We start from the raw sequence: 15,343 nt of genomic DNA on the forward strand, positions 1-15,343 counted from the left end.
TTACATAAAACTATTTAGCAGTAATTTACATTGACAACAATAATATCATTTTTTCAATTTAAACAAATTGAGTGATGCTGAATCATTGTGTTTTGCTATATATGTTCTTAAATAGGACAATAGTTATTGAGTTTTACATTGGATGAAAAGATAATATTAAAAAGAAAAGTAATATTTAAGGAGTGTCCTTATGACAGAACATAAGCCAGACATAATGTATGGTACAACGATTATTACAGTACGAAAAGGTGGCAAAGTCGTGATGGCTGGTGACGGTCAGGTCTCTCTTGGACAAACGATTATGAAGGGTAATGCGCGTAAAGTCCGTCGACTTGGGAAGAGCGGAGTGGTTATTGCTGGTTTTGCAGGTGCTACGGCAGATGCTTTTACATTATTGGAAAGATTGGAAACAAAGCTTGAGCAATATCCTGATCAGCTTATGCGTGCATGTGTAGAACTTGCAAAGGATTGGCGAACAGATCGTTATTTGCGTCGTCTAGAAGCAATGATGCTCGTGGCGGATAAGAAAGTAACTTTAGCTCTAACAGGGCTTGGTGATGTTTTAGAACCAGAAGATGGGGTTATGGCCATTGGTTCTGGAGGAAATTTTGCTCTTTCAGCAGCGCGAGCACTCATGGACTTGGATTTGGATGCCGAAACGATTGCCCGTAGGGCTATGGCTATTGCCGCTAAAATTTGTGTTTACACCAATGATCATTTTACGATTGAAACATTGGATGCAGAATTATCTTCTTTAGAGAAAGCTATTTAAATGTGTGTTGTATTTTCCCCTCGTGAGACTGTTTCTGAACTTGATCGTTTTATTATTGGCCAAAATGATGCTAAACGTTCTGTAGCTATTGCACTGCGTAATCGGTGGCGTAGACAACAGCTTGATGAGCCGATGCGTGAAGAAGTGATGCCAAAAAATATTTTAATGATAGGACCAACAGGTGTTGGTAAGACAGGGATCGCACGTCGATTAGCAAAACTTTCTGGAGCCCCCTTCGTGAAAGTAGAAGCGACTAAATTTACTGAAGTTGGTTATGTGGGGCGTGATGTTGAGCAAATTATTCGAGACCTTGTTGAGATTGCCATTTCTCTTGTACGTGAAAAGAAACGCGATGAAATAAAAGAAAAGGCTCATGTGAATGCTGAAGAGCGCGTTTTAGATGCCCTTGTTGGTAAAACAGCAAGTCCGGCTACCCGTGATAGTTTTCGTAAAAAATTGCGTGAAGGTGAATTAGATGAGAAAGAGATTGAAATTGAAGTAGCTGATAATAATAGCAATAGTGCTTCAACCTTTGATATTCCTGGTATGCCTGGGGCGCAAATGGGGATTATGAATTTATCCGATATTTTGGGCAAAATGGGCAGTCGTACAAAAGTCCGTAAAACGACAGTACGGGATGCTTTTAAACCGCTCATTGATGACGAATCTGAAAAACTTCTTGATCAAGAACAAATTATTCAAGAAGCACTTCGTGTCGCTGAAAATGACGGTATTGTTTTTATCGACGAGATTGATAAAATCGCAACGAGGGATGGTGGAGCCAGTGCTGCGATTTCGCGTGAGGGCGTCCAACGTGATCTTTTACCTTTGGTGGAAGGAACAACAATTGCTACAAAATATGGGCAAATTAAAACAGATCATATTCTTTTTATTGCCTCAGGTGCATTTCATGTTTCTAAGCCATCTGATTTATTACCAGAACTTCAAGGACGTTTGCCTATCCGCGTGGAGCTCAACCCTTTAACAAGGGAGGATTTACGACGCATTCTAACAGAACCAGAAGCGAGCTTGATTAAACAATATATTGCTCTTATGGCAACGGAAGAGGTTCATTTGGAAATAACCGATGATGCGATTGATGCTTTAGCAGATATTGCTGTCGATTTAAATGCAAGGATTGAAAATATAGGGGCACGTCGTTTGCAAACTGTGATGGAGCGTGTTTTGGATGAGATTTCTTTTACAGCGCCCGATAAAGCTGGAACATCGTTTAAGATTGATGCTGCTTATGTGAGACAATCTATTGGCGAGCTTGCTGCTGATATCGATCTTTCTCGTTTTATTCTTTAGAGATATTGCTTGTTTTGTTTATTTTCGTGCTTCGATAATTTTGAAACCATGAGCTTGTTCATGAATCAACACTGTGCGGAAAATATCTTTTAACAATGTTTCATAGGGTAAGTGGCGGTTTGCAACAAGTAGCAGACTGCCACCTGACTTCAAGCATTTTGCAGCATTTATAATAAAATATTTTCCCAAGGAGATATCTGTCGTTTGTTGTGTGTGAAACGGTGGATTTGAAATGATTGTGTCATACAGATTTGAGACAGGCTCATGCACAAGATCATGCCAATAAAAATGAATTGGAAAAGGGGCTTTTGTGAGGTTAAGGTGCTGTTTTGCTGCTTTCAAAGCGTTGTAATCTGCTTCATAAAGATCAAGAGTTGTCAGTTTTACATTGCTTTCAAGTGCAACGTGAGAAAGATAGCCCCAGCCAGCTCCAAAATCAGCTGTTTTTCCAGAAATAACTTTGGGCATATAAGAAGCAAGCGCCGCAGATCCTAGATCAATACGACCATGTGAGAACATACCAGAAGTGGTTTGAAATTTATCAAAAGAAAGCGGTGGTGAGCGCAATTGTGCAATATTTTGTTTCTCTATTTTTGGAGGAACTTGCATCCAAAATACAAGACCATGATTTTTAGAGAGTTTATGGGTGATGGGAACAATTTTTTTGACCCATTTCATCATTGAAGCAGCACCAGCCGTTTTATTCCCACTGATTACAATCCATCCACTTGGTTTAACGCATTCTAATAAATCAAGAAAACAATTTTGGTTAAAACCACGATATTTGCTTAGGTGCAAAAGCGCACCATCATAGATGCGAGTTTTATCAATTTGAGGAGAGCAGTGAAATTGAGTATCGACAAATTTTAAAAAATCTGGTCGCCAAGGCGTGATAACTTTTAAATTTTTAGCCCATTCTGAAGAGGGGATTTCTGTTAAACCGAAACTTAGCCAGCATTGGTTTGGATCTGGATAAGGGAGTGCATGATTTTCAAAAGGTAACAATGATAACACATGTGGCTCTTTCACAGAAAAATGCCATTCCAATGTTGGGATGGCATTTCATGATTACGATAAGAAGAAAAACTTACTCTTCTTTTTTCTTCCGGCGGCGCTTATTTTCAGGTTGCTTTTTTTCATCCACGCATTTTTCTTCTTTCACCGATTGATCATCGGTCATTTCCTTTCCGGTTTCTTGATCAACGACCTTCATAGATAACCGAACTTTTCCACGCTCATCAAAACCCATGAGTTTAACCCAAACCTTATCACCCTCCTTAACAATATCCGTTGTTTTGGTGACGCGTTCTGATGCAAGTTGAGAGATATGAACGAGCCCATCACGAGAACCAAAAAAGTTTATAAATGCACCAAAGTCTGCAGTTTTTACAACTGTTCCTTGGTAGATAGCACCAACTTCAGGCTCATCGACAATAGAATGGATCCAGCGTTTTGCTGCTTCAATGGTTTTAGCATCAGCAGAAGCAATTTTAATGGTCCCATCATCTTCAATATTAATTTTTGCTCCAGTTTGTTCCACAATTTCTCGAATAACTTTACCACCAGAGCCGATCACATCGCGAATTTTATCAACAGCAATATTCATCACTTCAATACGTGGCGAAAATTCGCTGAGTTCAGTCCGTGCACTGGTTAAAGCTTTGCCCATTTCATGAAGGATATGAATCCGACCGTCTTTAGCTTGTTCAAGTGCGATTTTCATAATCTCTTCGGTAATACCATCAATTTTGATATCCATTTGCAAAGCAGTAATACCATTTTCTGTTCCTGCAACTTTAAAATCCATATCTCCAAGATGATCTTCATCCCCTAAGATATCAGACAGAACAGCAAAGCGTTCTCCTTCTTTAATCAATCCCATGGCAATACCTGCAACGGGGCGCGCGAGCGGAACACCAGCATCCATAAGAGCAAGCGATGTTCCACAAACCGTTGCCATAGAAGAAGATCCGTTAGATTCAGTAATTTCTGAGACAGCACGAATGGTATAAGGAAAAGATTCTTTCGTTGGCAACATGGGGTGAATTGCTCGCCATGCTAATTTCCCATGTCCAATTTCACGACGACCAGGAGAACCAAGGCGTCCTGTTTCCCCTACTGAAAATGGGGGAAAATTGTAATGAAGAAGGAACGTTTCCTTGTACATCCCTGTTAAGGCATCAACATATTGTTCATCTTCACCAGTCCCCAATGTTGCAACGACAATCGCTTGTGTTTCTCCACGGGTAAAGAGCGCAGAACCATGTGTGCGGGGTAAAATACCCACTTCTGATTGGATAGGGCGCACGGTAGAAAGATCGCGTCCATCAATACGCCTTTCTGTATCAAGAATGTTTCCGCGAACAATTTTTGCTTGCAACTGTTTAAAGACGGTTGCAATTTGGTCAGCACTAAATTGACAGTCATCTTCTGTTTCTGGTATAAACTTATGAACGACTTCAGTTTTTAAGGCATCAATTGCGGCATAACGTTCTTGCTTATCAGTAATTGTGTAGGCCTTTCGTATACCCTGTTCAGCCATTTCTTGCATTGCTTTTTCAAGGTCAGAAAGATCTTCAGGAACAAAATCACGCGGATCTTTTGCAGCTACCTCAGCAAGCTTGATAATAGCATCAATGACAGGTTGAAGACCTTTGTGACCGAACATCACAGCACCCAACATAATATCTTCTGGTAATTCTTGTGCTTCTGATTCGACCATCAAAACAGCACTTTCTGTTCCAGCAACCACAAGATCAAGTTTTGATTCAGGCATTTCATCAATATGAGGATTGAGAACATATTGTCCATTACAATAGCCAACGCGGGCACCTGCTATAGGTCCCATGAAAGGAACCCCTGACAGGGTCAAAGCTGCAGAGGCGGCAATCATCGCAAGAATATCGGGATTATTTTCAAGATCATGCTGTATAACGGAAACAATGACTTGTGTATCATTTTTGTACCCCTCAACGAAGAGAGGACGAATTGGACGATCAATTAAGCGTGAAACCAAAGTTTCATTTTCACTTGGCCGACTTTCACGTTTTAAATAGCCCCCAGGTATTCGACCAACAGCATAGGATTTTTCTTGATAATTAACGGTGAGTGGAAAAAAGTCCTGGTCTGGTTTTGGGCTTTTTGCCGATACAACGGTTGCTAAGACAATCGTTTCACCATAGGTAGCAATCACGGCACCATCAGCTTGACGTGCTATTTTCCCTGTTTCAAGGGTGAGCGGACGCCCGGCCCATTCAATTTCTATCTTGTGCGTTTTGAACATTTTTTATCCTTAATGACCAGTGTTTAAATCTTTGATTGCTCACATTCTGGCTTTGCGTAGCATATTTTTAAGCTCTGGGGTAGACTAACAAGCTACTTCCATCTTTGTTGCGAGAAGAGAGAGATAAATCGCCTTAAATGCGAAATGATGAGCAGTGCTATCCCATAATAACGTGTCAGTTTTTAAAATTTTTAACGAAAAGCAACATATTGAAAAAATGGGTGGTTTTTTTACACCACCCCATTTTTCTTTTAGCGACGCAAACCTAACTTTTTGATAAGTGTCTGATAACGATTTTGGTCAACTCCTTTAAGATAATCAAGAAGGCGCCGGCGTTGAGACACCATCTTTAAAAGACCACGACGAGAATGATTATCTTTTTTGTGAGATTTAAAGTGGTTTGTTAAATTAGAAATACGTTCAGAAAGTACAGCAATCTGTACTTCTGGTGATCCTGTATCACCAACTTTATTTGCGTATTCTGCGACAAGAGCTTGTTTACGTTCAGCTGTAATCGACATCGTATTATCCTTTCAAAAAACGAAGAAACACAAAGTCACCCATAGCCGAGATGTCGTTCAGCTAGGGTCTGCGAGGAAATAAGAAGAGTCGAAGACTCTTACCTATTTTCGCTCTTATATAGGAAAGAAGGTTAAAATACTAGTCCTTGACAGCATTTTGAAGCCTTTCTTTAAATAAAGGCTTTTGTTTTGAAATATTGATTTAAATAGGGTTTTATGAGAAATTTTTTAAAGATTTATGCATCCTTTTGATACAAAGATTATGAGCGTATGTGTGGTAACAAAAGTAATAAATACCGATTTGGAGGGAAAAGATGCAGAGCATTTCAACATTCAAGCTTTTTCGTAATTCGGTATTTCGAAATTTATGGTCATCTACTCTTATTTCTAATTTAGGGGGGCTGATACAGGCTGTTGGAGCAGGGTGGTTAATGGCGTTAATTAGTTCTTCGCATTCCATGGTTGGGCTTGTTCAGAGTGCGACAACATTACCACTTGTTATGTTTTCTTTGATGGCAGGGGCATTAGCGGATAATTTTAATCGGCGTCAAATTATGTTGAGCGCACAGATTATGATGATGGTTATCTCCATGATCTTATCTGTTTTAGCCTATATGGGATTTCTAACACCTTGGCTTTTGTTATTTTTTACGTTTTTGATTGGATGTGGCACAGCCTTTTATAATCCTTCTTGGCAAGCAACGATAGGAGATATTGTGAGCAGGGAAAATATTCCTGCTGCTGTTAGTCTGAATAGTGTCGGTTTTAATTTGATGCGGAGTATAGGTCCTGCTATTGGGGGAGCCATCATTGCTACTTTGGGGGCTTCTGCTGCTTTTTTGTTTAATGCTATAAGCTATATCCCTCTTATTGGTGCATTATTTTTCTGGAAATCGAATGATGAAAACAACTTATTGCCAAGAGAAAGGCTGTTAGGGGCTGTCTCAGATGGTTTGCGTTACGTTGCGATGTCACCTAATCTCCTGAATATTATGGTCCGAGCGTTCCTTTTTGGTATAGGGGCGATTTCGATTTTAGCCCTTTTGCCAATTGTTGCGCATAAAGTTCTCGGAGGAAGTGCCCTTCTTTATGGTACATTGCTTGGTTGTTTTGGGTTAGGAGCCATGACAGCAGGGATTATTAATGCATTTGTACGGCATCATTTTCGTTCAGAAACAATTATTGCAAGTGCATTTATTGGTTTTGCCGTTTCTTGCTTTTTATTGGGAATAAGCCGCTCATTGATTGTAAGCCATATTGCTTTATTTCCTGCAGGCCTAAGTTGGGTTTTGGCATTATCATTGTTTAATACCTCTGTCCAACTCTCTACACCACGCTGGGTTGTTGCGCGTGCTTTAGCACTTTATCAAACGGCATCTTATGGGGGGATGGCTGTTGGAAGTGCAATTTGGGGTGCTTTGGCGGATGGTTATTCTCCAACAATTGCTTTGAGTGTTTGTTCTCTATTCTTGATTGTTGGGGCTCTTGCGGGGGTAAAATTTAGAATTCAAGAAATTCCTCAAATAGATTTGAATCCTCTTGATCATTTTAGAGAGCCAGAACTCTTACTTGACCTAAAAGCAAGAAGTGGCCCGATCATGATTATGATCGATTATCAAATTCATGAAAATGATCTGGAAGAGTTTCTCAAAGTGATGACGCGTCGACGCCATATTCGTTTACGTGATGGTGCGCGTCAATGGGTTCTTTTACGAGATCTAGAAAGACCCCAATATTGGACAGAAGCTTACCATATGCCAACATGGGTTGATTATTTACGCCATAATCATCGTCGTACAAAAGCGGATGCTGAAGTTAATAAGCGTTTGCGTCATTTAAATTGTGCTCCTAACGGTATAAGAGTGCACCGCATGATTGAACGACAGACAATACCTCAAGTCAATGAGATGCTTTTAAAAGTTCCTTCTGATCATCTTCCTTAAGGTTAGAACAGTTTTTTCGTAAAATATTCAATATGATCATATTTTTGAGATCAATTGGTTAGCATAAGAACAAAAAATGAGTGTTTCAATGGTTAATACATTGATTTAATGATATTTTGTCATTTTTATGTTAAGTTATACCCTTAAAAATTAAAGCTTCTCTCATTTTAAAGTTATTGATCTTATTTATATTGAATCAATCCAAATTGTTTTCTTGCACATTAAAAATGGGTGCAAACGTATAGGTAAAAACGATAGAAAAAGAAATAAAAAAGCTCCTTATGAAGTTTCTCAAATACGAGGGGTGTGACATTAAGAGATGACACAGTGTATAATGGTGTTGACTTGTCGCACTTCTTTAAGTTTTGATATGAATAAGGTGAGTGTAGAGAAATAAAAAGCAACATAGTTCTCTTAATCTTATAGGGAATAAGATCTTTCAACAAGAGATGTTTATAAGAAAGAATCACTTAAATTGTGAAAATCCGCTTTGGTTTAAATAGACCTTTGGCGAGAATGCCAATAGCAAGAAGTTGTTCTTTATAGAGGAGACAAACCTCCTCTTCATCAAGAGGCGTTTTATCAGCACATAAAGGAATAGAATGCCCTCTCATAACTCTCTGCGCTTGGCTTCCGGTAAGCGGATAATGAGGGAGACAATCTAATGCGGCTCCCGTTTCAATTAACAGTTCATCGAGTGTTGAGAAGTCTCTTTCAAAAGAACTCTGATTTTCATCTGTGGTGTTTTTATTGGGCGATATTGCTGTTTTTAGTTCATCCCATGTAATGAGATCCTCTTCATCAAAAGGTGCGACGGCGATACGTCTTAAATCAGCGATATGCCCATAGCACCCCAGATCTCGTCCCATATCGCGTGCTAGCGAGCGCACATAAGTTCCTTTTCCGCAGGTTATTTCAAAGACAGAGGACTCTTTGGTAGGCATTTCTATTAATTCGAAAGTTTCTATTTCCACTTCACGGGGCGCAATTTCAACGACTTCTCCTTCTCGGGCTAGATCATAGGCGCGATTTCCAGCAATTTTAATCGCTGAAAATTGTGGAGGTGTTTGCAAAATAACACCTGTATATTGAGGAAGAAGAGAAAGTATTTCTTCTTGTGTTGGACGTTTGAGAGATGTTTTCGTTATTTCTCCTTCTCGATCATCTGTTGAACGTTCTTGCCCCCAAGCAATATGAAAACGGTAAGTTTTTTTGCCTTGCATCACGTAAGGAACGGTTTTGGTTGCTTCACCTAAGGCAATGGGGAGAAGACCAGAAGCAAGAGGATCAAGCGTACCTGCATGTCCTGCTTTTTGTGCGTGAAAGAGCCATTTGATTTGTGAAACAGCTTCTGTTGATTTCATGCCTTTTGGTTTATCAAATATGACCCAGCCAGAAACAGGACGCCCTTTTTTTTTGCGTTGCCGTGTCATTTCTTTAATCCTCATCTTTACCACTATGAAGATCACGCGCAACCTCAGGTGACCGGAGGAGGGCATCAATTTTTGAAAAATTATCAAAACTATTATCAAGTCTGAAACGCAGTTCTGGCATATATTTCATTTGTCGTAACGCATGACTGATCTCTCCACGGAGAAAACGACTATGTTTGTTGAGGGTATCAACAACATCGGTATGGGAAGAATTTTTCAGTGTGCTGAGAGGTGATACAAAGCAAGTAGCAATTTTTAAATCTGGTGACATGCGCACTTCAGAGACAGAAATGACAACATCTTTCAAGACCTCATCAAGCAAAATATTACGCTGTAGTATATGCGCTACTGCATGACGGACTTGCTCTGCTACTCTAAGTTGCCGTTGCGATGGCCCTGCATTTTTCATCAAAGTTTTATCCTTGCTCCAAGACCTCTTTTTTTGACCATCCAGATAAGGAAAAAAAGAGGCATTGTGTATAGAATAGCAATAATTTTTCTCATTTTAAAACAGAGTAAAGTTATTGAATTATTTTATAACGTGCGATTAATATGTTCGATACGGAAGGTCTCAATGATGTCTCCTGCGCGCATATCTTCATAATTTTCAAAGGCTATTCCACATTCTTGACCACTTTGCACTTCATTGACTTCATCCTTAAAGCGTTTGAGTGTTTTCAGTTTTCCTTCGTGAATAACGATATTATCACGGATAAGGCGAACACCGGCTCCCCGTTCTATTTTACCTTCTGTAACACGACACCCAGCGACTTTTCCTATTTTTGTAATGTTAAAGACTTCTAAAATTTCAGCATTACCAAGGAATGTTTCACGCTGTTCTGGTGAGAGGAGACCAGACATGGCCGCTTTGATATCATCAACAAGATCATAAATGATGTTATAATAGCGAATTTCAATTCCTTGTGTTTTAGCAAAATCACGCGCCTGTTTATTGGCTCGAACATTAAAACCAATCACAGCCGAGTTAGAAGCTTCCGCAAGAGAAATATCACTTTCGGTAATTCCTCCAGCACCAGAATGGACAACACGCGCACGAACCTCATCATTTCCTAGTTTTTCCAATGCTGAAGCGATTGCTTCAATGGATCCTTGCACATCTCCTTTAATAATAAGGGAAAACTCCTTAACACCAGCCGTTTGCAATTTTGTCATCATCTGTTCAAGAGAACCACGTGAACCAGTTTGTCGAGCAACAGCTTTGTCACGTGCTAATCGTTGACGATATTCAGAAATTTCCCGTGCTTTTGCTTCATGCGTGACAACAGCAAAACGGTCTCCAGCTTGTGGAGTACCTTGCATGCCTAGAATTTCAATAGGCGTAGAAGGAACAGCTTCTTTGACATGGCGACCATGATCGTCAATCAAAGCACGCACACGCCCCCATTCATTTCCCGCAACAATAATATCAGAAGGATGTAATGTCCCTTTTTGAACAAGAACGGTTGCAACAGATCCACGTCCACGATCGAGCTTGGCTTCAATGACAACGCCCTCTGCAGTTCGCTCAGAATCTGCTTTTAGATCAAGCATTTCAGCTTGAAGCAGGATAGCTTCGAGAAGCTTATCAAGATTTTGACCTGTTTTAGCGGAAACTTCAACGTCCAAAGTCTCACCGCCCATCGTTTCAACAAACACTTCGTGTTGTAAAAGTTCTGTACGCACTTTTTGTGCATTTGCAGCTGGTTTATCAATTTTGTTGATAGCAACAATAATAGGGACACCAGCAGCTTTAGCGTGATTAATTGATTCAATTGTCTGCGGCATAACACTATCATCAGCGGCGACAACAAGAACGGCAATATCGGTAACACGAGCCCCACGGGCACGCATAGCAGTAAATGCAGCATGCCCTGGTGTATCAATAAAGGTAATTTTTTGACCGTTTTGTTCTACTTGATAGGCCCCAATATGCTGCGTAATGCCACCTGCTTCACCAGAAACAACATTGGCTTTGCGAATTGCATCCAGAAGAGAAGTTTTTCCGTGATCAACATGGCCCATAATGGTTACAACAGGGGGACGCGGCTGCATATTTTGAGGATTATCCGTTATATTAAAGATACCTTCCTCTACGTCAGATTCTAAAACACGTTTAACAGTATGACCAAATTCAACAGCGATGAGTTCAGCAACATCTGCATCAATAACATCGCCAGGTTTCATCATTTGTCCTTGTTTCATTAAAAATTTAATGACATCAACAGAACGCTCAGTCATACGTTGTGCGAGCTCTTGAATGGTAATTGTTTCAGGAAGAACAACCTCGCGAGAAATTTTTTCTCTTGGTTCTTGGTTTTGTGCACGCTTAAACTTTTCCTGTCTGCGTCGCATTGCAGCCATTGAGCGCCCCCGTGCACTCCCTTCTTCGTCTAATGCGCTATTAAGAGTCAGTTTTCCACGGCGCCGTTCATCAGCTCCTTTGACAATTTTGGGTGCACGTATTTCTGATTTAGCAGGATTAGCACGTCGGCTATGCCGTTCTTCCTCTTTATTTTCATCTATTTTGCGTTTTTCAATTACAGTTGTGTTTTTAGGCGTAAGAGGAATATCTGTCTCCTCAATGAGGGGAGGCTCAGAAAAAACAGGTGGAATCTGTACTGGCGATTTTTCTTCTTCTTGTTTTTGAAGTATTTCTTTTTCTTTGATTTCTTGCTTTAAAATTTCTTCACGTTCTTTAGCGCGTCTTGCTTCTTTTTCAGCTTGTTCTCTCGTTATCCTTTCTTGGATATGTGCTTCTTCTAACGCACGAAGTCTTGCTTCCATTTCAGCCGATGAAAGATTGCTTTTGGTCACAGATTCCTGAGGTTTTTTTTCTTCAAAACGGGGTTTAGAGCGCTGAGGTGCCACATGCGGCTTTGTAATAGGCTGAAGGGTCTCAGCTTTTTCATCAGGTCGCGTAATTTTACGTCGTTTGGTTTCGACAACGACAGCCTTCGTACGACCATGGCTAAAATTTTGTTTGACCGTACTCGTCTCCAAGACAGACCGCTTGAGAGTTAGTGTCTTCTTGCCTGTTGTTTTGTCGTTGTTATTTTCACTCATTGTACTTCCTTCACGGCTTGTGCCGTCATCTCACCGTGCTTATTATGCTTGTCATCACGATAGCTGATCAATTTATATGTTGTTTTAAGAAATCCTTCAGCAGCTTTTGTATCCAATAAAGCTGCGTGCATGACAGGAGTAGAGCCAAAAGCCACGCGCATTTCATCACTTGTAAATAAAGATATGGTTTTTATCGTCCGATTTGTTTGTTGTTGTATTGCATGAATGGCCTGTGCAATTTTTCGTTTTCCATCGTCTGTTGATTCTTTCGCATGAAGTACAAGAGTCACTTGACCAGAGCGGATAGCAGCATCAACCTTGGTTGCTCCCATGACAACAGCACCTGCTTTTCTTGCCATAGAAAGGCTTGACAGAGCAGCCTTGAGTAAAAGCGTATCAACAATATGCACAAGATTTGGTGCAACCTCAACCTCTGTTTTAAAATTTTTATGAAAAGCTTTCTGTTTTATTGCTTTATCAATAACAGTGTGATGGGCAGAAATCCAAACGCCACGCCCTGGTAAATTCGCTTTAAGATCAGGAACAATTTGGTTATTGGGACCAATAACAAAACGGATCAGCGTTTGTGCTGAAGCATTTTGTCGGGTCACAATGCAAGTCCGTTCATTCATTTAAAGTGTATCCACATCCAAATCATCTGTTTTTTCATTTTCTGCAGAATTTTCATCTTCTACAGGATTTTCTGTAATAAGATCAGCTTGGTCTATCCAGCCTGCTTGTACACGTGCGGCTAAAACCATAGCTTCTGCATCTGCGCGTGTAATGTCAAAAGGGGTTAAAATACCAGAAAAGTTTTTTGTTTGTCCTTCTTTACGTTCTCTCCAACCAGCTAAATCATCAACGGCATAGCCAGCAAAGTCTTCTATTGTTTTTACACCATCCTCACCCACAGCAACCAGCATAGCACTTGTCATTCCAGGAAGTGTACGCAATTCGTCAGAAACTCCAAGCTTTTTGCGTTTTTCATCAAGTTCTTTTTCTTGATGCTCAAGATATTCGCGGGCCCGACTTTGGATTTCCGTAGCAGTATCATGGTCAAAACCATCAATAGAAGCGATTTCTTCAAGATCAATGTAAGCGATTTCTTCGATAGAAGAAAAACCCTCTGATGCCATAACCTGTCCGATCATTTCATCAACCTCTAAGGCTTCCATAAACAATTTACTGCGTTCAGTAAATTCTTTTTGACGATTTTCAGATTCTTCCTTTTCCGTTAAAATATCAATGTTCCACCCTGTTAATTGCGAAGCTAAGCGAACATTTTGTCCGCGTCGTCCAATAGCAAGGCTAAGTTGGTCGTCCGGCACAATAACTTCAATGCGTTCAGCATCTTCATCAAGAATGATTTTAGAAACTTCAGCAGGTTGCAGTGCATTAACGACAAATGTTGCCGCATCAGGTGACCAAGGAATAATATCAATTTTTTCACCTTGTAATTCTGCAACAACAGCCTGTACACGGCTTCCTCGCATTCCCACACAGGCTCCAACAGGATCAATGGAACCATCGCGTGAAACAACAGCGATTTTGGCCCGTGAACCTGGATCACGGGCAACCGATTTGATTTCTATAATACCATCATAAATTTCTGGAACTTCCATCGTAAAAAGTTTGACCATAAATTGAGGATGGGTGCGTGAAAGGAAAATTTGAGGTCCACGTGTTTCACGATGTACATCATTAACAAAAGCTCGGATACGGTCTCCATAGCGGAAGGATTCACGAGGAATTAATTCATCACGACGCACAATAGCTTCGCCGCGTCCTAAATCAACGATAACATTGCCATATTCCACACGCTTGACTGTCCCAGAAATAATTTCACCAACTTTATTTTTGAATTCTTCATATTGCTGATCACGCTCTGCATCACGTACTTTTTGTACAATCACCTGTTTAGCCGATTGTGCTGCGATGCGTCCAAAATCCATAGGAGGTAAAGGATCAGCAAAAAAATCACCGATTTTTGCTTCTTCTTGATGTTTGAGTGCATCGGACAAAGTAATTTCCGTTGTATAGTCTTCAACAACATCAACAATTTTAAGCAGGCGCTGTAATTTAATTTCACCTGTTTTGGAATTGATTTCAGCACGAATATTGGTTTCTTGACCATAACGAGAACGTGCTGCTTTCTGAATAGCGTCAGCCATCGCAGAAATAACAATTTCACGGTCGATTGACTTTTCACGTGCAACAGCATCTGCAATTTGCAGAATTTCAAGCCTGTTAGCGCTTGTAGCCATCAATTTTCTCCTTCTTTGTGCCACACGATGGGGATTTCCCAGTGATATTATTTCTTAAAATTGAGCGTCTTTGTTGAGTTGGTAGGATTATCTTCAGGAATGAATTGTTGACTTAAGTCTTTATTTTTTTTCAATGCATCGCGAATAAGCTCATCGGTAAGCACTAAATGCGCGCTTGTGATATCACAAAATGAAATAGAGGTATACATGGCTTCTCCGTAAGCAGCTTTATCAGTGTTTAAAATAAATCCATCCTGCGTGATATTGGTAAGTATTCCACGAAATTTCCGGCGCCCATCAATGGTTATTTTGGTTTCAATTTTTGCAAGATGTCCTTGCCAATGAAAAAAATCAGATTTTCTGACCAATGGACGATCAATCCCAGGCGATGAGATTTCTAAATGATATTTGCGTTCGATAACATTTTCTACATCAAGAAGGGGGGAAATAGTTCGACTAACAGTTTCACAATCTTCTACGGTGAGAGAACCATCAGCTCGTTCAACCATAATTTGAAGTGTTAAACCATTTTGTCCAAGAAGCCTCACACGAACCAAACGAAAACCTAAAGGCTTAAGCAGCGGTATGATAAGAGCAGCAACCCGCGCCTCGATACCATCTTCTTCAAACAGACGCGGTTCATCAAGATTGCTTATTTTTTCAGCTTCGTTCATACATTTTATCCAAGTTATTTTCGTCAGTTTTATGATATTAAAAAAGAGCAGGTCCAACGACCCACTCTTCATCATAAGA

The 15,343-nt window shown here is 40.2% G+C and carries 12 protein-coding genes; 3 read left to right on the forward strand and 9 right to left on the reverse strand.

Translation table 11 applies throughout. From position 1 onward, the window contains the following. Positions 1 to 190: 190 nt before the first annotated feature. Together hslV and hslU are read left to right on the forward strand one after the other, a co-directional pair. The gene (hslV, locus tag T429_RS0100285; RefSeq protein WP_005774146.1) at positions 191 to 772 is read left to right on the forward strand and encodes an ATP-dependent protease subunit HslV; all 582 of its coding nucleotides are present in this window, start codon (positions 191 to 193) and stop codon (positions 770 to 772) included. Further along, entirely contained in the window at positions 773 to 2,083 is a 1,311-nt protein-coding gene (gene hslU, locus T429_RS0100290) for an ATP-dependent protease ATPase subunit HslU (protein WP_005774145.1), read from the forward strand. It begins immediately after the preceding gene. Positions 2,084 to 2,101: 18 nt separating this feature from the next. On the opposite strand, the gene T429_RS0100295 is transcribed toward hslU, so the two are convergent. From T429_RS0100295 to rpsO, 3 genes are all read right to left on the reverse strand, one after another. Continuing rightward, positions 2,102 to 3,097 carry a class I SAM-dependent methyltransferase gene (locus T429_RS0100295; protein WP_005774144.1) on the reverse strand — a complete coding sequence of 332 codons (996 nt, stop codon included), beginning with the start codon at positions 3,095 to 3,097 and terminating at the stop codon, positions 2,102 to 2,104. Between the two features lie 73 nt (positions 3,098 to 3,170). After that, on the reverse strand, positions 3,171 to 5,366 hold the full coding sequence (gene pnp, locus T429_RS0100300) for a polyribonucleotide nucleotidyltransferase (RefSeq protein WP_005774143.1): 2,196 nt from the start codon (positions 5,364 to 5,366) through the stop codon (positions 3,171 to 3,173). Between the two features lie 251 nt (positions 5,367 to 5,617). Then, on the reverse strand, positions 5,618 to 5,887 hold the full coding sequence (gene rpsO / locus T429_RS0100305) for a 30S ribosomal protein S15 (RefSeq protein ID WP_005774142.1): 270 nt from the start codon (positions 5,885 to 5,887) through the stop codon (positions 5,618 to 5,620). 314 nt (positions 5,888 to 6,201) lie between these two features. Between rpsO and T429_RS0100310 the strand changes: the two genes are divergently transcribed. Then, positions 6,202 to 7,830 (forward strand): MFS transporter, encoded by a 1,629-nt coding sequence (locus T429_RS0100310; protein ID WP_005774140.1) that lies wholly within the window; start codon positions 6,202 to 6,204, stop codon positions 7,828 to 7,830. Between the two features lie 470 nt (positions 7,831 to 8,300). Here the strand turns inward: T429_RS0100310 and truB are convergent, their stop codons facing one another. The 6 genes from truB to rimP form a co-directional block, all read right to left on the reverse strand. Further along, positions 8,301 to 9,263 carry a tRNA pseudouridine(55) synthase TruB gene (gene truB / locus T429_RS0100315; protein WP_005774139.1) on the reverse strand — a complete coding sequence of 321 codons (963 nt, stop codon included), beginning with the start codon at positions 9,261 to 9,263 and terminating at the stop codon, positions 8,301 to 8,303. 4 nt (positions 9,264 to 9,267) lie between these two features. Further along, on the reverse strand, positions 9,268 to 9,672 hold the full coding sequence (gene rbfA / locus T429_RS0100320) for a 30S ribosome-binding factor RbfA (RefSeq protein WP_005774138.1): 405 nt from the start codon (positions 9,670 to 9,672) through the stop codon (positions 9,268 to 9,270). A gap of 125 nt (positions 9,673 to 9,797) precedes the next feature. Next, positions 9,798 to 12,326, reverse strand: coding sequence for a translation initiation factor IF-2 (gene infB / locus T429_RS0100325; RefSeq protein WP_005774137.1), 2,529 nt, complete (start codon positions 12,324 to 12,326; stop codon positions 9,798 to 9,800). Continuing rightward, positions 12,323 to 12,958: an RNA-binding protein gene (locus tag T429_RS0100330; RefSeq protein ID WP_005774136.1), complete on the reverse strand. Its 636-nt coding sequence runs from the start codon at positions 12,956 to 12,958 to the stop codon at positions 12,323 to 12,325. The genes infB and T429_RS0100330 overlap by 4 nt, the downstream gene beginning before the upstream one ends. Continuing rightward, the gene (gene nusA, locus T429_RS0100335) at positions 12,959 to 14,590 is read right to left on the reverse strand and encodes a transcription termination factor NusA (RefSeq protein ID WP_005774135.1); all 1,632 of its coding nucleotides are present in this window, start codon (positions 14,588 to 14,590) and stop codon (positions 12,959 to 12,961) included. It abuts the gene before it with no gap. Between the two features lie 47 nt (positions 14,591 to 14,637). Beyond that, entirely contained in the window at positions 14,638 to 15,264 is a 627-nt protein-coding gene (gene rimP, locus T429_RS0100340; RefSeq protein WP_005774134.1) for a ribosome maturation factor RimP, read from the reverse strand. Positions 15,265 to 15,343: the final 79 nt, after the last annotated feature.

This window comes from Bartonella elizabethae F9251 = ATCC 49927, assembly GCF_000518165.1.
Classification (GTDB): Bacteria; Pseudomonadota; Alphaproteobacteria; order Rhizobiales; family Rhizobiaceae; genus Bartonella; species Bartonella elizabethae.